General features: G+C 68.5%; 21 protein-coding genes. 16 read left to right on the top strand and 5 right to left on the bottom strand.

Annotation, left to right across the window (positions count from 1 at the left end; translation table 11 throughout):
* The first annotated feature begins 50 nt into the window (after positions 1 to 50).
* From OG558_RS26745 to OG558_RS26715, 7 genes are all read left to right on the top strand, one after another.
* Positions 51 to 1,001 (top strand): metal ABC transporter substrate-binding protein, encoded by a 951-nt coding sequence (locus OG558_RS26745; protein ID WP_405065474.1) that lies wholly within the window; start codon positions 51 to 53, stop codon positions 999 to 1,001.
* Positions 998 to 1,756: a metal ABC transporter ATP-binding protein gene (locus OG558_RS26740; RefSeq protein WP_405065473.1), complete on the top strand. Its 759-nt coding sequence runs from the start codon at positions 998 to 1,000 to the stop codon at positions 1,754 to 1,756. Before OG558_RS26745 ends, OG558_RS26740 begins: the two co-directional genes overlap by 4 nt.
* Positions 1,756 to 2,760 carry a metal ABC transporter permease gene (locus OG558_RS26735; RefSeq protein ID WP_329484878.1) on the top strand — a complete coding sequence of 335 codons (1,005 nt, stop codon included), beginning with the start codon at positions 1,756 to 1,758 and terminating at the stop codon, positions 2,758 to 2,760. Before OG558_RS26740 ends, OG558_RS26735 begins: the two co-directional genes overlap by 1 nt.
* A gap of 212 nt (positions 2,761 to 2,972) precedes the next feature.
* Positions 2,973 to 3,374, top strand: a complete 402-nt coding sequence (locus OG558_RS26730) for a Fur family transcriptional regulator (protein WP_405065472.1) — start codon at positions 2,973 to 2,975, stop codon at positions 3,372 to 3,374.
* Between the two features lie 50 nt (positions 3,375 to 3,424).
* The gene (locus OG558_RS26725; protein WP_405065471.1) at positions 3,425 to 3,862 is read left to right on the top strand and encodes a MerR family transcriptional regulator; all 438 of its coding nucleotides are present in this window, start codon (positions 3,425 to 3,427) and stop codon (positions 3,860 to 3,862) included.
* Positions 3,863 to 3,939: 77 nt separating this feature from the next.
* Positions 3,940 to 4,914 carry an aldo/keto reductase gene (locus OG558_RS26720; protein WP_405065470.1) on the top strand — a complete coding sequence of 325 codons (975 nt, stop codon included), beginning with the start codon at positions 3,940 to 3,942 and terminating at the stop codon, positions 4,912 to 4,914.
* A gap of 85 nt (positions 4,915 to 4,999) precedes the next feature.
* Positions 5,000 to 5,512, top strand: a complete 513-nt coding sequence (locus OG558_RS26715) for a GNAT family N-acetyltransferase (protein WP_405065469.1) — start codon at positions 5,000 to 5,002, stop codon at positions 5,510 to 5,512.
* Here the strand turns inward: OG558_RS26715 and OG558_RS26710 are convergent.
* Positions 5,476 to 6,570, bottom strand: coding sequence for an S-(hydroxymethyl)mycothiol dehydrogenase (locus OG558_RS26710; protein ID WP_405065468.1), 1,095 nt, complete (start codon positions 6,568 to 6,570; stop codon positions 5,476 to 5,478). The genes OG558_RS26715 and OG558_RS26710 overlap by 37 nt on opposite strands.
* Positions 6,571 to 6,808: 238 nt before the next feature.
* Here OG558_RS26710 and OG558_RS26705 point away from each other — a divergent pair, with 238 nt between their 5' ends.
* From OG558_RS26705 to OG558_RS26690, 4 genes are read left to right on the top strand one after another with little or no spacing between them, the layout of a single operon-like run.
* Positions 6,809 to 7,699 (top strand): ABC transporter ATP-binding protein, encoded by an 891-nt coding sequence (locus OG558_RS26705; RefSeq protein ID WP_405065467.1) that lies wholly within the window; start codon positions 6,809 to 6,811, stop codon positions 7,697 to 7,699.
* Positions 7,699 to 8,517 (top strand): ABC transporter permease, encoded by an 819-nt coding sequence (locus tag OG558_RS26700; RefSeq protein ID WP_405065466.1) that lies wholly within the window; start codon positions 7,699 to 7,701, stop codon positions 8,515 to 8,517. Before OG558_RS26705 ends, OG558_RS26700 begins: the two co-directional genes overlap by 1 nt.
* Positions 8,517 to 9,845 (top strand): sensor histidine kinase, encoded by a 1,329-nt coding sequence (locus OG558_RS26695; protein WP_405065465.1) that lies wholly within the window; start codon positions 8,517 to 8,519, stop codon positions 9,843 to 9,845. Before OG558_RS26700 ends, OG558_RS26695 begins: the two co-directional genes overlap by 1 nt.
* Positions 9,842 to 10,486: a response regulator transcription factor gene (locus tag OG558_RS26690; protein ID WP_328522291.1), complete on the top strand. Its 645-nt coding sequence runs from the start codon at positions 9,842 to 9,844 to the stop codon at positions 10,484 to 10,486. Before OG558_RS26695 ends, OG558_RS26690 begins: the two co-directional genes overlap by 4 nt.
* Here OG558_RS26690 and OG558_RS26685 read toward each other — a convergent pair.
* On the bottom strand, positions 10,480 to 11,313 hold the full coding sequence (locus OG558_RS26685) for an isoprenyl transferase (protein ID WP_405065464.1): 834 nt from the start codon (positions 11,311 to 11,313) through the stop codon (positions 10,480 to 10,482). The genes OG558_RS26690 and OG558_RS26685 overlap by 7 nt on opposite strands.
* A 137-nt stretch (positions 11,314 to 11,450) precedes the next feature.
* Between OG558_RS26685 and OG558_RS26680 the strand changes: the two genes are divergently transcribed.
* From OG558_RS26680 to OG558_RS26665, 4 genes are all read left to right on the top strand, one after another.
* The gene (locus OG558_RS26680; RefSeq protein ID WP_405065463.1) at positions 11,451 to 12,050 is read left to right on the top strand and encodes a hypothetical protein; all 600 of its coding nucleotides are present in this window, start codon (positions 11,451 to 11,453) and stop codon (positions 12,048 to 12,050) included.
* The gene (locus OG558_RS26675) at positions 12,011 to 13,030 is read left to right on the top strand and encodes a hypothetical protein (protein ID WP_405065462.1); all 1,020 of its coding nucleotides are present in this window, start codon (positions 12,011 to 12,013) and stop codon (positions 13,028 to 13,030) included. Before OG558_RS26680 ends, OG558_RS26675 begins: the two co-directional genes overlap by 40 nt.
* 108 nt (positions 13,031 to 13,138) lie before the next feature.
* Positions 13,139 to 13,558, top strand: coding sequence for a hypothetical protein (locus tag OG558_RS26670; protein WP_405065461.1), 420 nt, complete (start codon positions 13,139 to 13,141; stop codon positions 13,556 to 13,558).
* Positions 13,555 to 14,316: a PIN domain-containing protein gene (locus tag OG558_RS26665; RefSeq protein ID WP_405065460.1), complete on the top strand. Its 762-nt coding sequence runs from the start codon at positions 13,555 to 13,557 to the stop codon at positions 14,314 to 14,316. Before OG558_RS26670 ends, OG558_RS26665 begins: the two co-directional genes overlap by 4 nt.
* Positions 14,317 to 14,324: 8 nt before the next feature.
* Here the strand turns inward: OG558_RS26665 and recO are convergent, their stop codons facing one another.
* The 3 genes from recO to OG558_RS26650 are packed head-to-tail and all read right to left on the bottom strand — an operon-like array spanning position 14,325 to position 16,897.
* Positions 14,325 to 15,071 carry a DNA repair protein RecO gene (gene recO / locus OG558_RS26660; protein ID WP_405065459.1) on the bottom strand — a complete coding sequence of 249 codons (747 nt, stop codon included), beginning with the start codon at positions 15,069 to 15,071 and terminating at the stop codon, positions 14,325 to 14,327.
* Positions 15,072 to 15,083: 12 nt separating this feature from the next.
* A complete protein-coding gene (locus OG558_RS26655) occupies positions 15,084 to 15,911 on the bottom strand; it encodes an SDR family oxidoreductase (RefSeq protein WP_405065458.1) in 828 nt (275 codons plus the stop codon).
* On the bottom strand, positions 15,908 to 16,897 hold the full coding sequence (locus OG558_RS26650; RefSeq protein WP_405065457.1) for an aldo/keto reductase: 990 nt from the start codon (positions 16,895 to 16,897) through the stop codon (positions 15,908 to 15,910). The genes OG558_RS26655 and OG558_RS26650 overlap by 4 nt, the downstream gene beginning before the upstream one ends.
* 181 nt (positions 16,898 to 17,078) lie before the next feature.
* On the opposite strand from OG558_RS26650, the gene OG558_RS26645 reads away from it, so the two are divergent.
* On the top strand, positions 17,079 to 20,156 hold the full coding sequence (locus OG558_RS26645) for an FtsX-like permease family protein (protein WP_405065456.1): 3,078 nt from the start codon (positions 17,079 to 17,081) through the stop codon (positions 20,154 to 20,156).
* Positions 20,157 to 20,182: the final 26 nt, after the last annotated feature.

Raw genomic sequence — 20,182 nt, 5'->3', positions numbered from 1 at the left:
GTCAACTCCCTGTTTTGACAATGACTTCCAGTTAAATGAAAATGATTGTCATGAGATCTAGTACTCGTGCTGTCGTCGCCGGCGCCACCGCCCTGGCGGCCCTCACCCTGGTGGGGTGTGGTGGCTCGACCGCCAGTGGCTCTGGCGACGGCAAGCTCGACGTCGTGACTTCGTTCTACCCGCTCGAGTTCATCGCCCGCTCAGTGGGGGGCGACGCGGTGCACGTCACCACCCTGACCGCGCCGGGTGTCGAGCCGCACGACCTGGAACTCACCCCCAAGCAGGTCGGCCACGTCGCCACCGCGAACCTGGTCGTCTACGAGAAGGGCCTGCAACCGGCCGTCGACGAGGCGATCGACCAGAACGCCAAGGACGCCGGCTTCGATGTCGCCCCGGCCGCCAAGCTGGAGGCCACGGGCGCCGACTTCGAGGAGCATCAGGAGCCCGGCGGCGCGGCACCGGCCGCGCACACCGAGGACGCGCTCGACCCGCACTTCTGGCTCGACCCGGTCCGGTACGCCGATGTCATCAACGCGGTCACCGAGAAGCTGGTCGCCACCGACAGCGCGAACGCCGAGGGCTACCACGCCCGGGCCAAGACTCTGCTGGCCGAGATCGGCAAGCTCGACAGCGACTTCAAGACCGGCCTGGCCGACTGCCGGCTCAAGACCTTCGTGACGAGTCATCAGGCCTTCGCCTACCTCGCGAAGCGATACGGTCTGACGATGGTCGGCATCGCCGGGTTCACCCCGGACGCCGAGCCGACCCCGGCCCGGATCAAGGAGGTCCAGGACATCGTGAAGGCACAGCAGGTGACCACGATCTTCTACGAGGAACTGGTCAGCCCGAAGGTGGCCGAGACGATCGCCCGGGACGTCGGCGTGCACACCGCCGTACTGAGTCCGATCGAGGGCCTGTCGGACGCGAACTCGCAGGAAACCTACCTGACCCTGATGCGGCAGAATCTCCAGGAGCTCGAGAAGGCGAACAGCTGCGCGTGACACCTCCAGAAACCTCCGCGAAGGCCGTTCAGGTCGCCGATCTCTCGGTCGACCTGGGCGGTCGTCTCGTGCTCCGGGGCGTCGACCTGCAGATCCGCCAGGGCGAGGTGGTCGCGGTTCTCGGCACCAACGGCTCCGGCAAGTCCACGCTGATCCGGACCATCGTCGGTCTGCTCCCGGCTGCTCGTGGAGGGGTCCGCCTCTTCGGCACGCCGGTCCCCCGCTTCCGGCAGTGGCGTCGGGTCGGGTACGTCCCGCAGCGGATCACCGCGGCCGGCGGCGTACCGGCGACCGTCTACGAGGTGGTGTCGTCCGGACTGCTGTCGAAGCGGCGGATGTTCACCCCACTCGGCTCGGCCGGCAAGGAGGCGATCGACGCGGCGTTGGAGATCGTCGACATGGCCGACCGGCACAAGGACGCGGTGGCCGAGCTGTCCGGCGGGCAGCAGCAGCGGGTCCTGATCGCGCGGGCGCTGGTGTCCGACCCGGAGCTGCTGATCCTCGACGAGCCGACCGCCGGGGTGGACCTGGCCAGCCAGCAGATCTTCGCCGACGCGATCCGGGAGCGGGTCACCCGCGGCACCACCGTGGTGATGGTCAGCCACGACCTCGGCCCGATGGATGCGCTGATCGACCGCTCGGTCGTCCTGCGCCGCGGCCGGATCGTGTACGACGGCCCGCCGCACGCCTCCCAGACCCACGCCCATGTCCACCACTCACACACAGATGACGACCCGGGATGGCTGACGTCCTGATGACCATGTTCCAACTGGAGTTCATGCAGCGGGCGTTGATTGCCGGGCTGCTGACTGGTCTGTCTGCCCCTGCCATCGGCACCTATCTGGTCCAGCGGCGGCTGTCGTTGATGGGTGATGGCATCGGCCACATCGCGATCACCGGTGTCGCCCTCGGTCTGCTGACCGGCACGGCGCCGGTGTTCACCGCGGTCCTCGTGGCGATCGCCGGTGCGACCGCGATCGAGCTGGTCCGCGCCCGCGGCAAGGCCAGCGGCGACGTGGCGCTCGCACTGCTCTTCTACGGCGGCATCGCGGGCGGTGTGCTCCTTATCGGGCTTGCCGGTCAAGGCGCCGCCACCCTGAACACCTATCTGTTCGGTTCACTGACGACTGTGTCCCCAAGCGACCTGTACGTCGTCGTCGGGCTGGCCGTGACCGTCCTGGTGGTGGCGATCGGGTTGGGACCGCAGTTGTTCGCGGTGTGCCAGGACGAGGAGTTCGCCCGCACTACCGGACTCCGGGTCCAACTGCTCAACCTGGTGATCGCGGTCATGGCTGCCGTGACGGTGACCGTGGCGATGCGGACGGTGGGCCTGCTGCTGGTCAGCGCGCTCATGGTGGTCCCGGTGGCGACCGCACAGCAGCTGACCCGGTCTTTCCGCAGTACGTTCGTGACCGCGTGTGGGATCGGTGTCGTGGTGTGCCTGGCCGGCATCATCACGTCGTACAACGCGAACGTGGCTCCGGGCGCGACCATCGTCGTACTGGCGCTGGCGTGCTTCGTGGTCGCCGCGGCGGTGGGCACGCTGCTCCGGCGGCGGTCCGGCCGGGCCCGCCCGCTCGCGGACGAGGAGCCGGAGGTCGGCGTACCGGCTCCGGAGCCGCATGTGGTGAGCTCTGGTCACCCGCACGCGCACAACCCGGCCTGCGGCCACAAGAAGGTCGAGCACGGCGATCATCTCGACTACGTCCACGACGGTCACCTGCACGCGGCCCACGACGATCACTGGGATGAGCACTAGTGCCCCGCGGTGGAGATAGTTCGAGTGATTGCGGTGCCCAGGTGCGTGCATCACGGTGCTTGGCGAGCGTCCTCGATGTGGTGCATCGTGGACGTTCGCCAAGTGCCGTGAGGTGCGTGCCTGGGCGCCGGAAGCGCCGAAGGATCTCCGCCGCGGGGCACTCGCTTGCTGACTTCTGAGAGAATCGGTGTGACTTGAGGACAGGAGGAATGGTGGCCATCGGAACACGCTCGACCCGTCAGCGCGCGGCGGTCGCGCTCGCGCTCGACAACCTCGACGAATTCCGGACCGCGCAGGAGATCCACCAGGAGCTCCGGACCGCGGGTGAGGCCGTCGGCCTGACCACTGTCTACCGGACCCTGCAGGCGCTCGCGGATTCGCGCGAGGTCGACGTCCTGCGCACCACGGACGGCGAGACGGCGTACCGGCGCTGCTCGAAGGGTCACCACCACCACCTGGTCTGCCGCAACTGCGGCCGCACGGTCGAGGTCGAAGGCCCGGCGGTCGAGCGCTGGGCGGACAAGGTCGCGGCCGAGCACGGGTACGCCGACGTCAGCCACACGCTGGAGATCTTCGGGACCTGCGCGGACTGCCAGCAGCCCCAGCGCTTGTGACGCAGGTCACCTTTGCCTTTGAGCGCACTCGAAGGCCTACGGTTGACGACATGAACACCACGGAGTTGCTCGACCAGCCGGTCGACCGGCACTTGCTGGGGCTGCTCGAGCTCCCCGACGACCTCCCCGAGCACCTCTCGATCGCCGATGCCGCCGCGATCACCGGGCTCACCGCCCACACCCTGCGGTACTACGAACGGATCGGACTGGTCCAGGTCGGTCGCGACGACGCCGGCTACCGCAGCTACGACCGGCACGCGATGGGCCGGATCGTGTTCGTCACCCGGCTCCGGGCGTCCGACATGCCGATCGGCACGATCAGTCACTACCTGGACCTGGTCGAGCAGGGCGATCACACCGCGCCGCAGCGGCTCGCTCTGATGGAAGAGCACCGGGCCGGCATCCAGCGCCGGATGCGTGATCTGCAGGCGGCGCTCGCGGTGACCGAGTACAAGATCACCGTGTACGGCGGAAACGCCACTCCGTAATCCGTTCATCGCTCAGCCGAGGACCCCTTGCGCGGTCCGTCGGCGGGCAGAGCCATGCCAACTTCTGGGAGATTCTGATGAAACTGGGTAGCAACGGCGCCGAGGTCAGCCGCCTCGGACTGGGCTGTATGGGAATGAGCTTCGCCTACGGCGCGACCGACGACACCGAGTCGATCGCGACGCTGCACCGGGCGCTCGACCTCGGCATCACCTTCCTCGACACCGCCGACATGTACGGGTACGGCGCCAACGAGGAACTGGTCGGCCGGGCGATCGCCGATCGCCGGAACGAGGTGTTCCTGGCGACCAAGTTCGGCATCGTCATGGATCCGCGGGACGTCACGAAGCGCGGTGTGAACGGGTCACCCGGCTATGTCCGGTCGTCGATCGACGCTTCGCTGCGGCGGCTCGGCCTCGACCACGTCGACCTGTACTACCAGCATCGTGCGGATCCCGACGTACCGGTCGAGGAGACGGTCGGGGCGATGGCGGAACTGGTGGAGGCCGGGAAGGTCCGGTATCTCGGGTTGTCAGAGGCGTCGGTGGACACCATCCGGCGCGCGCACGCCGTACACCCGATCACGGCGGTGCAGAGCGAGTGGTCGCTGTTCAGCCGGGACATCGAGGAGTCGGTACTGCCGACCTGCCGTGAGCTCGGCATCGGGATCGTGCCGTACTCCCCGCTCGGTCGCGGCATGCTGACCGGCGCGGCGCCGAAGAACCTCGCCGACGACGACTTCCGGCGTACTCTGCCGCGCTTCAACGACGAGAACCTCGAGGCGAATCTCGCGCTGGTCGACGAGATCCGCGCCGTTGCCTCCCGGTACGACGCGACGCCCGGGCAGGTCGCCCTGGCCTGGGTGCTTGCTCAGGGCAACGACGTGGCGCCGATCCCGGGAACGAAGCGACGCAAGTACCTCGAGGAGAACGCCGCGACGCTGGAGCTGGAACTGTCGGCGGACGACCTGGCCGCACTCGCCAAGCTGACGCCGATGGGCGCGCGCTACCCGGACATGACCTGGGTCGACCGAAGTACTGCCGCGCTGGACTGATAAGCTGACCGCAGTAAGCCTTCCGTACCGGATCTCCTTCCGGCGGGAGGCTTTTCTGCGTTCTCAGACCCTTGTGAGGAGACCTATGTTCGTACGACGAGCCGACACGGAGGACCGTGTCGTCCTGGAGCGGTTCTGGCTGATGTTCCGGCACGACATGTCGGAGTTCCAGGGCCAACTGCCGCGGCCGGACGGGAGTTACCGGACCGAGTGGCTGGAGAAGGTGCTCACCGGGGACCCGGACTGGGCCGGGTACTTGTTCTACAGCGGCGAGAGTCCGGTCGGCTTCTGCTTCATGCGGGCGCTCTCGCAACCGGTGCGAGTGCTCAACGCCTTCTTCATGGTCCGACCGGTACGGCGCAATGGACTAGGGCTGCGGGCGGTGCGCGAGGTCCTCGCACACCACCCCGGCCCGATTGACGTCGCATTCCAGGAGAACAACCCGAAAGCCGTCCGGTTCTGGCACCGGGTCGCCACCGAGGTCTCGGGCGACCTGTGGACGTCGGAACGCCGCCCGATCGCCGGGAAGCCCGACGCGACACCCGATGTCTGGATCTCCTTTCAGAACACCACGACCGAGCGCAGCACATCGCCGTGATGCATCTTGGTGAACGCGGCCTCCACGTCGTCAAGGGCAATCGTCTCGGAGACGAAGCGATCCAGCGGTAGCCGACCCTGGAGATGGAGGTCGATCAGCAGCGGGAAGTCCCGGGTCGGCAGGCAGTCGCCGTACCAGCTCGACTTCAGGGAACCGCCGCGGCCGAAGAAGTCGAGCAGCGGCATCTCCAGTGTCATGTCCGGCGTCGGTACGCCGACCAGGACGACGGTGCCGGCCAGGTCACGGGCGTAGAACGCCTGCTTCCACGTCTCCGGACGGCCGACCGCGTCGATCACCACATCCGCACCGAACCCGCCGGTCAGCTCCTGGACCGCGGCGACGACTCCGTCGTGGTCGAGGCCCTTGGAGTTGATCGTGTGGGTGGCGCCGAGCTCCTGGGCCACGGTGAGCTTGCGGTCGTCGATGTCGATGGCAATCACTTTCGCCGCCCCGGCCAGGCGGGCTCCGACGACAGCCGCCGTACCGACTCCGCCCGAGCCGATCACGGCGACGCTGTCACCGCGGCCGACGTTGCCGGTGTTGATCGCGGCCCCGAGCCCGGCCATCACACCGCAGCCGAGCAGGCCGGCGACCTCCGGCTTGGCGGCCGGGTCGACCTTGGTGCACTGGCCGGCCGCGACCAGGGTCTTGTCGGCGAAGGCGCCGATGCCGAGGGCCGGGCTCAGCTCGGTGCCGTCGGCCAGCGTCATCTTCTGCTTGGCGTTGTGGGTGTTGAAGCAATACCAGGGACGGCCGCGCAGGCAGGCCCGGCAGTTGCCGCAGACGGCCCGCCAGTTCAGGACGACGAAGTCGCCCGGCTGGACGTCGGTGACGCCGTCGCCGACCGACTCCACGATACCGGCCGCCTCGTGACCCAACAGGAAGGGGAAATCGTCGTTGATGCCGCCCTCGCGGTAGTGCAGGTCCGTGTGGCAGACGCCGCACGCCTGGATCTTCACCACCGCCTCCCCCGGACCGGGATCCGGGATCGTGATCTCCTCGATCGACACCGGTTGGCCTTTGCCCTTCGCCACCACACCACGCACCGTCTGAACCATTCCCCGACGCTATCCGCCACCGGGCGATCCCGTCATCCTTCGCGGGCGTGGCGGCGTGCGTAACGACAGGACGTAGTCGTGTGCGTACATGCCCGCGCCCGCCTGAGCAACCACCGGCGACCCCTCGCCGAGCCGACTACCACCTGTTCTTACGTACGCCTCTGTCCACCGGTCGGGGGACACCGAGTCCATCGGGCGGTGCTCCCGGGGGACGGTGCCGGAACGTGAAGGTTGAGGCATGCAGACAGACAACGCAGTGCGGGTGCGGGGCCTGGTGAAGCGATACCCCGACAAGGTCGCGGTTGACGGCGTCGATCTGGACATCCATCGGGGTGAGGTGTTCGCCCTGCTCGGGCCGAACGGGGCCGGCAAGACGACGACCACGGAGATCCTGGAGGGGTATCGCCGGGCCGACGAGGGTGAGATCAGCGTGCTCGGCACCGACCCGGGGCACGGCGACCGGCACTGGCGCAGCCGGCTCGGGATCGTGCTGCAGACGTCGCGCGACGAGGCCGAGTCCACGGTGTCCGAGCTGGTCAACCACTACGCCGGCTACTACCCCAACCCGCGCGACCCGGACGAGGTGATCGCCTCCGTGGGGCTGGAGGAGAAGCGCAAGACCCGTCCGCGCAAACTGTCCGGTGGACAACGCCGGCGGCTCGATGTGGCGCTCGGTGTGATCGGCAACCCGGAGCTGCTGTTCCTGGACGAACCGACGACCGGGTTCGACCCCGAGGCGCGGCGGCAGTTCTGGACGCTGATCGAGGGCCTGCGGACGAGCGGTACGACGATCCTGCTGACCACCCACTACCTGGACGAGGCCGAACACCTGGCCGACCGGGTCGGGGTGATCGCCGACGGCCGGATGCTCGAGATCGCAACACCGGAGACGCTCGGCGGACGCGGAGCCCGGACCGCGCGGGTCTCCTGGAGCGACGCCGACGGCCCGCACGAGCTGCGCACCGACCAGCCGACGGCCGAGGTCGCCGCGCTGATGCAGCGCTTCGGCGGCGAAGTACCGGAGCTCGAAGTACGGCGCCCGAGCCTGGAAGACATCTACCTGGACCTGATCGGCAACGTCACCGCCGCCGACCGGGCCGCTGTTGCGATCGAAGCTGGAGCACTCTGATGGCCGACACGTCCACCAAGCCGCTGCCGTCGACGCTGTCGATCGGCCTGGCCCGCACCAAGCTCGAGGTCCGCGAGTTCTTCCGGGAGCGGGAGGCGCTGATCTTCACCTTCTTCTTCCCGATCATCTTCCTCGGCATCTTCTCGGCCGTCTTCGGCAGCACCGACTTCAACGGCGTCAACGCCGCGACCTACTTCACGCCCGGGATGATTGCGTCCGGCATCTTCCTGAGCAGCTTCCAGTCGCTCGCGGTCAGCATCGCGCTGGAGCGCGACGACGGCCTGCTGAAGCGGCTGCGCGGTATGCCGATGCCCCCACAGTCCTACTTCGTCGGCAAGATCGGCCTGGTCCTGATCACCTCGATCGCGCAGATCGCGTTGCTGCTGACGATCTCCGGGGTGCTGCTCGGCGTCGACCTGCCGACCGACCCGGCCAAGTGGGCGAACTTCGTGTGGATCTTCGTTCTCGGTACCGCGTCGGGGTCGGCGCTGGGGATCGCGTTCAGCGTCGTACCGAGATCCGGCAAGGCGGCGTCCGCGGTCGTCGCTCCGGTGGTCCTGCTGCTGCAGTTCATGTCCGGCGTGTACTTCGTCTACAGCAGCCTGCCGCCCTGGATGCGCGGCGTCGCCTCGGCATTCCCGCTGAAGTGGCTGGCCCAGGGCATGCGGGCGGTGTTCCTGCCGGACGGGTTCGAGGTGAACGAGCCGGGTGGCTCGTGGCAGCTGGGCACCTGCGCGATCGTGCTCACAGTCTGGCTGATTGTGGGCCTGTTCGTCGCCCAGCGCGTCTTCCGCTGGACCCGGCGGGACGCGGGCTGATGAACGAGCTCTCCGGTACGACGCCGGCCGCACCGGCCCGGCGTCGTACCGGGCCGGCCGCCTGGAGCGCGCCGCGAGCGTGGGTCCTGGTGTGGAGGAAGATGGTGGCCGTGGAGAGCTCTGACACCGGGGTCGACCAGCCCGTGTGGACGCGGACGCTGGTCGGCTGGCACATCGTGTTCTGGGTGCTGCTGGCGATGACGCTGGCGCTGTCCTTCTCCGGGGACCTGACCCCGACGCGGCAGGCGGTGTTCGTCGGGGCGGCGGTGGTGCTCGGGGCGGCGTACCAGTTCATCGGGATGCCCGCGATCCGGTCCCGCCGCGCGCTTCGGTCGTACGCCTATCGGCTCGTGCTGATCGCCTGCCTGGTGGTGCTGGTCGCGCTGCATCCGCAGTCGGTGTTCCTGATGTTCATCGCGTCGGCGCAGATCTGGCTGCTCTGTGAGGACGTGCGCGAGGGCGCGGCGCTCAGCCTGCTGCTGGTGGTCGGCGTCGGCGCGGCGCAGCTGTGGAACGTCGGATGGGGCTGGGGCGCGTTCTGGGACATCCTGCCGTGGATGCTGGTCAGCCTGGTCGTAAGCCTGCTGTTCGGGATCTGGATCGAGAAGGTGATCACCCAGAGCCAGCAACGGGCCGAGCTGATCGAGCAACTCGAGTCGGCCCGGGACGAGCTCAACGAAGCGCACCACAGCGCCGGTGTGATGGCCGAGCGGGAGCGGATGGCTCGGGAGATCCACGACACGCTCGCGCAAGGGATGACGAGCATTGTCATGCTGGCCCAGACCGCCGCGGTCGAACTGCAGCGCGGCGGGACCGACGGCGCCGCAGCCCGGCTGGCGGCGATCGAGGACACCGCCCGGGAGAACCTGGCTGAAGCCCGCGCGCTGGTTGCCGCGTTCACGCCGGTTGCGTTGTCGGAGGCAACATTGTCCGAGGTGCTGCGGCGGCAGGCCGAACGGTTCGCGGCCGAGACGGGCGTCGACGTACAGGTGTCGCTGGACCTACCGGACGAGGAGGTCGCCGCGCTGCCGCAGGCGCAGCAGGTGGTGTTGCTGCGATCCGCTCAGGAGGCGCTGGCAAATGTGCGCAAGCACGCCCGGGCGACGCAGGTACGGATCACGCTGGGGCTGTCGGACGGCGGGGTGTGGATCGAGATCCGGGACGACGGGTCCGGGTTCACGCCGGCCGCGGTGTCCGGTGGCTTCGGGCTGACCGCGATGCGCGGGCGGGTCGAGGAGTCGGGTGGTTCGGTGCAGGTGGAGAGCGCGCCGGGGCGGGGTACTCGCGTTCAGGTGCTGATACCGGCTACGGCGCAGGAGGATGCGTGATTCGGGTTCTGGTGGTCGACGATCATCCGGTGGTGCGGTCCGGGCTGATCGGCATGCTCGCGGTGACCGACGACATCGCGGTGGTCGGCGAGGCCGGTGACGGCGCGGAGGCTCTCGCGCTGGTCGAGTCGACGCGGCCCGACGTCGTACTGATGGATCTGCGGATGCCTGGGCGCGACGGGGTGTGGGCTACTGGTGGGATCGTGGCCCGGTACCCGTCGACGCGGGTGCTCGTGCTGACGACGTACGACACCGACACCGACATCCTGCACGCGGTCGAGGCGGGCGCGGCGGGGTATCTGCTGAAGGACACTCCCCACGCCGAGTTGTTGGACGGGATTCGCTCCGCGGCCCGTGGTGAGACCGTCCTCGCGCCGCCGGTCGCGGCGCGCCTGATGAACCGCCTGCGTACGCCGGCCGCGCCCGCCGCGGCCCAGCCGTCACCTCGCGAGCTCGAGGTCCTCGCGGCGGTGGCTCGCGGCCTCAGTAACGCGGAGATCGGCCGAGAGCTCTTCATCGGCGAGGCGACTGTGAAGACGCATCTCCAGCGGCTGTTCACGAAGCTGGATGTGGACGACCGCACCCGAGCCGTCACTGTTGCGATGGAGCGGGGCCTACTCCCGAATCCCCGCGCTCACTGAGACACCTCGTTGGGGACGGCGCCGCCGTACCGGCGATCGCGCTGGGCGTAGAGCTCGATCGCGCGCCACAGGTCGCGGCGGTCGAAGTCCGGCCAGAGTGTGTCGAGGAAGACCATCTCGGCGTACGCGAGCTGCCAGACCAGGAAGTTGCTGGTCCGCTGCTCACCGGAGGACCGGACGAACAGGTCCACCTCGGGGATGTCCGGCGCATAGAGATGCCGGGCGATCGTCTGCTCGGTGATCCGGTCCGGCTTGAGCTTGCCTGCGGCAACATCCCGCGCGATCGCCTTCATCGCGTCGGCGATCTCCGCGCGACCGCCGTAGTTCACGCAGAACTGCAGGGTGATCGTGTCGTTGTCCTTGGTCCGCTCCTGCGCACGCTCCAGTTCGTCGATCACGCTCTTCCACAACCGCGGCCGCCGCCCGGACCACACCACCCGGACCCCCATCGCGTCCAACTCGTCCCGCCGACGGTGGATCACCTCGCGGTTGAACCCCATCAGGAACCGCACCTCTTCCGGCGACCGCGCCCAGTTCTCCGTCGAGAACGCGTACGCCGAGATGTACTTCACCCCGATCTCGATCCCACCCTTGATCACATCCAGCAGCGAAGCCTCCCCCGCCTTGTGCCCCTCGGTCCGAGGCAGCCCCCGCTGCTTGGCCCACCGCCCGTTCCCATCCATGACAATCGCCACATGCCGAGGCACCAACTCCCTCGGCACCGCCGGCGCCCGCTCCCCCGAAGGATGCACCTCAGGCGGAACCACCACCTTCTCCCCCACCCGAAGCCCCTCAACCCGACCCCGACGACGACCCAATGGCGACATATGCCGATCCTCTCCCACGCCCGGCACCGCGCCACACCCACCCCTTTGCACGAACCTGCAACCTGTGGATAAACCACCCCTCCGAACACCCTCCGTATGACACCCTTACACCACCCGCAACCCAGAACGGAGCCCGCATGACCCCCCGACCGGCCCTCGGCCCCGCCCTAGCAGCCCTCTGCGCCCTCACCGCGCTGACCGCCTGCCAAGGCTCCCCCGAAGCCGGCCATCCCAACACCACCCCCTCAGCGACCCCAACCCCAACAGCACCATCAACCCCAACCTGGACCGCCGAACAACAAACAGCAATCACCGCCGCCAAAGCGCAGTACGCTGCCGCGCGAACAGCCATCGACGCGGCGCTCGGCAGTCCGTCGACGGCGACCCGCGCAAAGCTCCAGCAGGCTGGAAACGGCGGCGAGTGGATCATCCAGGTGCTGGGGGACGTGAAGTTCAACCAGGATCGTGGTTGGTACCAGGAGGGCAAAGTCATCGTGACGTCGATGTCCGTGGCGTCAGTCAAGCTAGATGGGGAGCAGCCCGAGGTCCTTCTCAACGTCTGCCTGGACACTTCCAAGACGTCGCTGCGCTACCAGGCGACCCGCAAGCCTGTGCCAGTCGGCCCTGGAAATGGGAAACGGCACAAGGCCCAGGCGACGCTGGTCTACGCGCCACCGGCCGGTCGGGCCAATGAGATGTGGTTCCTCGTCAACGAGAAAGACGCAGGCTCATGCTGAGGGCTGCCTTTCTGGCAACGGCTTTCGTCCTGCTTGGGACGACGTTCGCACCGGCCGCCTCGGCGCAGGTCTACAACAAGGTGCCGCCGAAGCCCAAGGGCGATTACGTGCTCATCTGCAATACGAACCACGACTGTATGTGGATTCTGCGCTCCGTCGCGGAAGGCGATAAGAAGACGCCGCACCCTGGCAAGAAGCCCGCCAAGCAGCCGAAGCCGCTGTGCCTGTACAACGGTGCTCCGCAGGCGTGTACATCGGCGCTGGGCAACTGGTCGAACAGCCAGCAGTGCTACCTGCAGAGCTTGAGCCCGCCGCCCCCGTACAGCGATCCAAGGTGGGAAGGGCACACGGATGGCAGCATCTGGGCGTGTGTCCGGGAGCTGGGATACGACGAGGGGCGGCACGTGGTGACTCGATGGGTCTGGCTGCCAGGAGCGCCCGACACAGCGGTCGTCGATCCTGTGACTCTGGTATACCAAGCCATCGCGCAAATGCAGTTGGCGCCGCCGTTGGTCAAGTCAGCGCCTGGAGTGGGGCAGGTTGGGTTGGTGAATATGCCGGTCTGGTTCTGGGTGGACAAGACGCAGAACACCTGGGGGCCCATCGTGCGGACTGCGAGTGTGCCGGGGTTGTCGGTGACGGCTACTGCGCAGGTCAAGGCGGTCAATTGGTCGCTTGGGGATGGGAACACGATTCGGTGTGAGGCCGCGGGTACGCCCTACACGAAGGCGATGGGCGTCAAGGACTCACCTGACTGTGGATATCGATACAAGAAGACGTCTCGGGAACTCCCCAGCTGCAAGTATCCGGTCGCGGCGACCGCCCAGTGGGACATCACGTGGCAGAGCACCCTGGGCGATACCGGACAGCTCTCGATGACACAGCAGGCCGCAACACAGCTGCGGATCGCGGATGCTGTGCCGGTGTTGGTGGATCCTGATGGGTCGGAGGCGGTTGCGCCGGCCAAGAGCGGGTGCTGAGGTGCCGGCGATCAGGCGCCGTACTCCTTCACACGGCCGGCTGGCCGTTGTCCACAGGGGTGCGGCTTCTTACCGGTGGCGAGACCCGAGTTTGGTTACGATCTGTCTATGACTGGGCCTACTACTGACTCGCGGATCTACCTGCTCGATCCGGATGAACGACCGATCGTGCAGGGCGGGCCGGCAGTGGTGGGGCCTGATGGGACACGGGAGGACATTCCGCCGCTGGTGTTTCGGGCTGTGCAGCATGTGGTTGCGGCGATGCGGGCCGGACGGGCGGTCAAGATCACTCCGTTGCGACCCGAGTTGCCGATTGATGAGGCCGCGGATGCCATCGGGATGGGGCGGGACGATCTGCGCAAGCACGTCGCCGCGGGGGAGGTTCCGTTTCGGTCGTCGCAGTACGTGGACTGGGTGCAGCTGGCCGACATCATCAACTGGGACAACGAGCGCCGCTTGCGGCGGCGGGCAATCCTCGACGAGCTTCTGGCCGAGGATCCGACGGACGACAGCGGGCCGTCGTCGTGACCGAGTCATCCGCGCCCAACTCGGGCCGCCCGGAGCGGGCGTTCCTGGATGCCAACGTGATCCGTGGACAGCAGACCAACGACATCCTCTTGTCACTGGCCGACAACCAGGTCTTCGAACCCCGCTGGACACAGCAGGTCATCGATGAGATGCGCCGCAATCGGCCACCGGGGCTGTCGGAGAAGGCTATCGACAGGCGCATCACGATGATGAACGCGGCGTTCGAAGACGCGATGACAGAAGCTCCTCCGCAGGAGCTGCAGGATCAGATGCAGGCGGATCCGAAGGACAAGCATGTGCTTGCGGGTGCTGTTGCCAGCGAGTCGGATGTCCTCGTCACGGACAACCTCAAGGACTTCGATCCGCCGTCGTCCGGGCCGAACGCGATGCGGGTCGAAAGCCTCAACCAGTTTCTGAGCCGCAAGCTCGAGGAGGATCCCGAGCGGGTTCAGCAGGGCATGCAGGACATGCTCAGGGGTTACCGCCGCGACCCGCGCACGATGTCCGCGCTGATCGACACGATGGCGGAAGGGCAGGAGCTCAAGGACTTTGCGAAGCAGCTCAACGCCGTGGTGCCACCGGAGCAACGGGGCAGTTCTCCTGCTCTGAGCGGGAACCAGCGCGGCTCCGCTCAGTACGCCGCTCTCGAAGGGGTGGCGCGGCCGGGGAACGTCCAGGCACCCACGAGTACATCGGAGGCCCGCAAGTCCACCGGGCAGGATCTCGAGAAGTCCAAGGGCGCCGAGCAGGATGTCTAGGCGGTCGGTCAGCTGCCAGTTCCCGAACTCAGGTCTAGGTGGGGGAGGGAGCGGAGTTGGTGGTCTTGGTGGTAGGTGAAGAAGGCGGCGGTGAGGCTGGTGGCTTCTCGGCGGGTTCGGGGGTCGGCTTGGAGGGCGGTGGGCCAGTCGCCGGTGAGGAGGGCGGCCAGGTGGGTGACGGTGGCTGGGGAGGGCATGGCTGAGGCTGGGGGGCGGCAGGAGGAGCAGACCATGCCGCCGGCGGCGGGGTTGAAGGCTCGGTGGGGGCCTGGTTCGCCGCAGCGGGCGCAGTCGCCGAAGGACGGGGCATAGCCGGAGATCGCCAGGGAGCGGAGCAGGAAGGAGTCGAGGACCAGGCCTGGTTCGCGTTCGCCGGTGGACAGGACGCGGAGGGCGCCGGCCAGTAGCAGGTGATGCTGGGTGGCGGGTTCCTTCTCCTCGACGACGAGGCGGTCGGCGGTCTCCAGGAGGACCGTGCCGGTGGTGTACCGCGCGTAGTCGCCGACGATCCCCTCGCCGTACGCCGCGATCGACTCGGCCTGGGTGACGACGTCGAGGGTGCGGCCGGTAGCGAGTTGCAGGTCGACGTGGCTGAACGGCTCGAGCCGCGCGCCGAACCGGGACGACGTACGGCGGACTCCCTTGGCGACCGCGCGGACCTTGCCGCGCCCGCGCGTCAGCAGCGTGGCGATCCGGTCCGCCTCACCCAGCTTCTGGGTGCGCAGCACGATCGCCTCATCCCGGTAGAGCGGCACACGGCCAGTCTCTCACCCGCGACCGACATACTCCTCGAGGCTGATCGGCCGAGCACCGGTGATGTCCTCGACGGCGGTCGAGAGGTGGCTGAGCTCGCCGCTCGCGATCGCGGCGTACGACGTGACCCACCCGGCAACCTCCCACGGCGGAGCGCCGAAGCACTCGCGGGAGCGATACGCCTCGTCCAGCGTCTCGGGCTCGTAGCGGACCTTCCGCCCCCACGCCTCCGTGAGTACGGCGGCCGCCTCGGCGAGCGTGAACGCGGCCGGCCCGGTCAGGTCGTACGTCGCCCCGGAGTGCCCCGAGTCCACCAGCACCCGGGCCGCTACCGCCGCCACGTCATCCCGCGCGACCGCGGCCGTCCGCCCGTCTCCGGCCGGACCGCGAATCACCCCGTCCTCGCCCGCGAACCCAGGTACGAAGTCGAGATACAAGTTGTCCCGCAGGAACGTGAAGCCGACACCGGTCGACCGGATGTGCTGCTCCGTGTGCCAATGGTCCCGCGCGAACGTGAACGTCGCCCCTGGCGCCGCGCCGGCGAACGACGTGTAGACGATCCGCCTGACTCCCGCCGCCACCGCCGCGTCAACCGTTGCCTTGTGCAACGCGACCCGATCCGCCGATTCCGTTGCACTGAGCAACATCAACGTGTCGACCCCGTCGAGCGCGTTCAGCAGCGCGGCCTGCTCGCCGTACGCGGCCTGCGCCACCTCAGTGTCCGGCAACGACGGAGCCCGTCCGGGATCCCGGACGATCAGCCGCTGGCGTACGCCGGAATCCGCCAGCCGCCGCGCGATCCGGGACCCGAGGCCGCCGGTCGCAGCGGTGACGCCGATCACTTCCCCACCAGGTCCATTCCACCGTCGGTGTACCGCTGCCCGGACACCGCCTCCGCCGGGAACGCCTCGTCGAGCGCGGCCAGTTCGGACGCCGTCAGCGTGACGTCGACCGCACCGAGATTCTCGGCCAGGTACTTGCGCCGCTTCGTCCCCGGGATCGGCGCCACATCGTTGCCCTGAGCAAGCAGCCAGGCGAGCGCCAGCTGGCCGGGCGTGATCCCCTTGGCCGCCGCCAGCTCCTGCACCTTGGCGACCAGGTCGAGGTTGCGCTGGAAGTTCTCGCCCTGGAACCGCGGCAGCCCGCGCCGCATGTCGTCCGGCTCGAAGTCCTCCGGCGACTTGAGCTGCCCGGTCAGGAACCCGCGCCCGAGCGGGCTGAACGGCACGAACCCGATCCCGAGCTCCCGCAGCGTCGGCAGTACGACGGTCTCCGGGTCGCGCGTCCACAGCGACCACTCACTCTGGACGGCGCTGATCGGGTGCACGGCGTGCGCGGCCCGGACCGTGTCACCGTTCACCTCGGACAGCCCCAGGTACCGCACCTTGCCGGCCTGGACCTGCGAAGCCATCGCACCGACCGTCTCCTCGATCGGCACCTGCGGGTCACGCCGGTGCAGGTACCACAGGTCGACGTGGTCCACGCCCAGCCGGCGCAACGATGCGTCCAAGGCCTGTACGGCGTACTCCGGCGAACCGTCGACCTGGTTCGCGAGGCCGAGGCCGGCCCCAGGCTTCTTGAAGCCGAACTTGGTGGCGAGCACCACCTCGTCGCGACGGCCGGCCAGTGCGCGGCCGACGAGTTCCTCGTTCTCGCCGGCGCCGTACACGTCGGCGGTGTCGAGGAAGGTGCAGCCCGCGTCGATCGCCGCGTGCAGGGTGGCGACGGACTCGGCCTCGTCCGAGGTCACGCCGTACGACTGGGACATCCCCATGCAGCCGAGGCCGAGGCAGGAAACGGTCAGATCGCCGAGTTGGGATTCACGCATGCCCCGAACCTACCGCCGTCACTCGATGCGCCGGGCAACCCCCCTCCCGCACAGTCACCGTCCGTGATCCGGATTGCTGCCTAGACAACAACTCTGTGACATTTCGGCACGGTCCGGTACAGCCATCGGCCGGTTCCGTATCTTCGGGCGGGCGGGCGAGACGCTGGGGGTGGCTGAACAGATGTTCCTACGACGGGCGCTGCGGTACCGGTGGTCCCAGGCGCTGGTGCTGGCCGGTATCAGTCTGCTGATCGGGACCTGCGCGGTGTTCGGGCCGTGGTTCGCGCGCGCCGTCGAGCAGACCGTGATGACCGAGACCCTGACCGGGCAGCGCCTGTCGGCCGCGTGGCAGCTCGAGACGAGCCCGACCCGGAGTTCCGCCGGCACCCAGTCCCGACCCGAGGACCTCAGCAAGCTGGTACCGGCCGACCTCGCGCCTCTCTTCACCAAGCCCGTACTCGGCATTCACAGCGACGTCGTCTGGCGCGATGCGGACCCGTCGATCGTCAGCCGGCTGCTGTGGCGCGAGGGGTACTGCGACCAGATCGTCGTGGTCGCGGGCCGGTGCCCGCACGGACCGAACGAGGTGATCGCGTCGACGGTGGACCAGGCGACCTGGGGTGTCCAGCTCGGCGCGAAGGTCAACGCCGTACCGGACACGTACGCCGGTGGCGGCACGCTCACCGTGGTCGGGTTGTACCGCCCCAAGGACGTCGGCGCGGACTACTGGTTCGGCCGGCCGCCGATCGGTCATTCCAAGCCACCGGGAGACAAGGCGCCGGGCGAGACCGACTATCTGTTGACCGACCGTACGACGTTCACACCCGACATCTGGAATCAGCACACGACGCTGGACACCCGGCCGGCCCCCGGGCTGGCGAGGCTCGACGACCTGGACCGGCTGGAGGCGGCATCGACTGCCGTGAAGAGCCAAGCCGCCGAACTCGGCGCCGACAACACCTCCGGGCTGATCGGCGTGATCGACCGGATCCGCGACGAGCGTGAGCAGGCCGCGACGATCATCCCGCTCGTGATGGTCCAGGTCGCTCTGTTCGGACTGGTCGTCCTCGCCTTGGCCCTTGCCGTGGTCGTCGACCAGCGCCGGCCCGAGATCGCGGTCGCCCGCCTCCGCGGATCCACCGCACGCCGTACCGGCCGGTCGTTGTCCGTTGAGCTGGGCGTGCCTGTACTGGCCGGAACGCTCGCCGGTGCACCGGTCGGCTTCGCGCTCCTGCTGATCGTCCGAGCGACCTGGCTGCACCGAGGCTCCCCCATCGAGCTGCCGTGGACGGTGCCGGTCGCGCTGCTGGCGGTTGCGGTGGTTGCTCTCGGCGTCGTAGTGCTTCAGGTCCGCGGCGTCGTACGGCAGCAGATCTCCGCGCTGCTGCGGCGAGTGGCGCCACACCGGCGCGGCAGGACGCTCGACATGGTGGACCTGGCGATCATCGTGCTCGCCGTCGCGGGACTCGTCTCGGCGCTGACCGGTTCGGGCCGAGGCCCGCTGCCCGTTCTCGCACCCGCCCTGCTGGCGCTGGCAGTCGGGCTGACGTTCGCCCACCTACTCCTGCCGGTCGCGGGATTCATCAGCCGGCGAGCCTTGCGTCGGGGACGTCTGGGTCTGGCACTCGGAGCTTTGCAAGTCTCGCGCCGACCAGCTGTCACCCGTATCGTCGCGGCGGTCGCGGTAGCGGCCGGGCTGGTCGCCTTCGCCGGCCAGGCCGCGTCGGTCGGCGAACACAACCGGCAGTCCCGCGCCGGCTACGAGATCGGCGCCGAGGGTGTGCTGCGGGTGAACGCCGGAAACCTCGGCGCCTTCACCCAGGCGATCGACCGGATCGACCCGGACCGGCAGTGGTTCACACCGGTCGTCATGGCCCGTCCGCCGTCGCCCGACGCGCTGCAGACGATGATGATCGAACCGGACAGCTTCCGGCGGATCGCGTACCGCGGCAATCGGCTCACCGACGCCGAGGGATTCGGCAGGCTCGCGGCACCGAGCGTCCCGCCGATCGAGTTCCGCAGTACCCAGCTGACCATCACCGCCTCCCCCGGCCCGATGACGCCGGTGCAGGCGAAGACCACGAACGGCGAGGAGCCGGCGACTCAGCCGGCCGCGAAGTCCGTCCTCCTGGTGGCGAACCTCGTCAGCCTGCGCAATGGTGCACGCACCGACATCACTTTCCCGCGGCTGCCACTGATCCCCGGACGGCAGACCGAGCTACAGGCCAAGGTCGACTGCACGGACGGCTGCCAACTGCTCCGGCTCGGCGTCACCCGCGACCTGAACGACCAGGCCGGGATCCGCGGCGACATCCAGCTCGGCAAACTGTCCAGCGACGACAACCCGTCGATCCCACTCGGCGACCCCGACGACTGGCAGCCCATCAAGCAACTCGAGTCCAGTCAGGACTCCATCAAAGCGGCCGGCGGTGGAGCACTCACCCTGGCGGTGACGAACCTGGGCGGCGACCAGTACCTGCAGTACGCGACCGTGCCCCAGGTGACGCCCGCCCTGGTGACGCCGGACTACCGGTACGACGCCTCCGCCACGAGCCCCGCGCTCGACGGCACCCCGATACCGCTGGCCAAGCTCGACCGGCTGGGCGGTCCGGTCAACCGTTTCCCGCTCCGCACCGCAGTCGTCGATCTGGAGACGGTACGGCGACTGGCCGGGACCGTGGACGAAGCGTCGACCGAGTTCGAGCTCTGGCTCGACGCCGACGGGCTGGCGAAGGCCGACACGATCATCGACCAGCTCGCCAAGGCTGGGTACGCGGCCGAGGTCGTGGACCGCAGGGCCGATCGGATCGCGTCCTACGGGCGATCGGCGAGTGCACTGGCATTGCAACTGACACCAGTGGTCGGGATCGCGGGCTGGGCGCTGGCGATCGTCGTACTGCTGCTCACTGTGGTGACCTCGTGGCGGTCGCGGGCACAGGACTACGCGAGCCTGCGGATCACCGGCGTACCGGCCAACACCACCGGTAGGGCGGCACGGTGGGAGCAGACCGGTCCGGTGGCGCTGGCGGTGCTACTGGGATCGGTGTGTGGTGTGGTCGGGGCACAGATCGCGTTGCCACTGATACCGCTGTTCGCTGACACCGGTGGGCCGATACCTCTGGAGCTCAGCACCAACTGGCCGGTCGCGCTGCTGCTCTGGCTCGCAGGTACGGCGGTACTCGCGGCCGCGACCCTGTTGCTGGGTACCGGGGTCAACAGGCGAGCCGGGTTCGCCCGCATCCGCGAGGAGCTCACATGACGGTGTCATTGCCGCGCCTCCGGCAC

Source organism: Kribbella sp. NBC_01510 (assembly GCF_045040325.1).
In the GTDB taxonomy this organism is placed as follows: Bacteria; Actinomycetota; Actinomycetes; order Propionibacteriales; family Kribbellaceae; genus Kribbella.
This window is presented reverse-complemented; position numbering and strand designations above follow the sequence as displayed.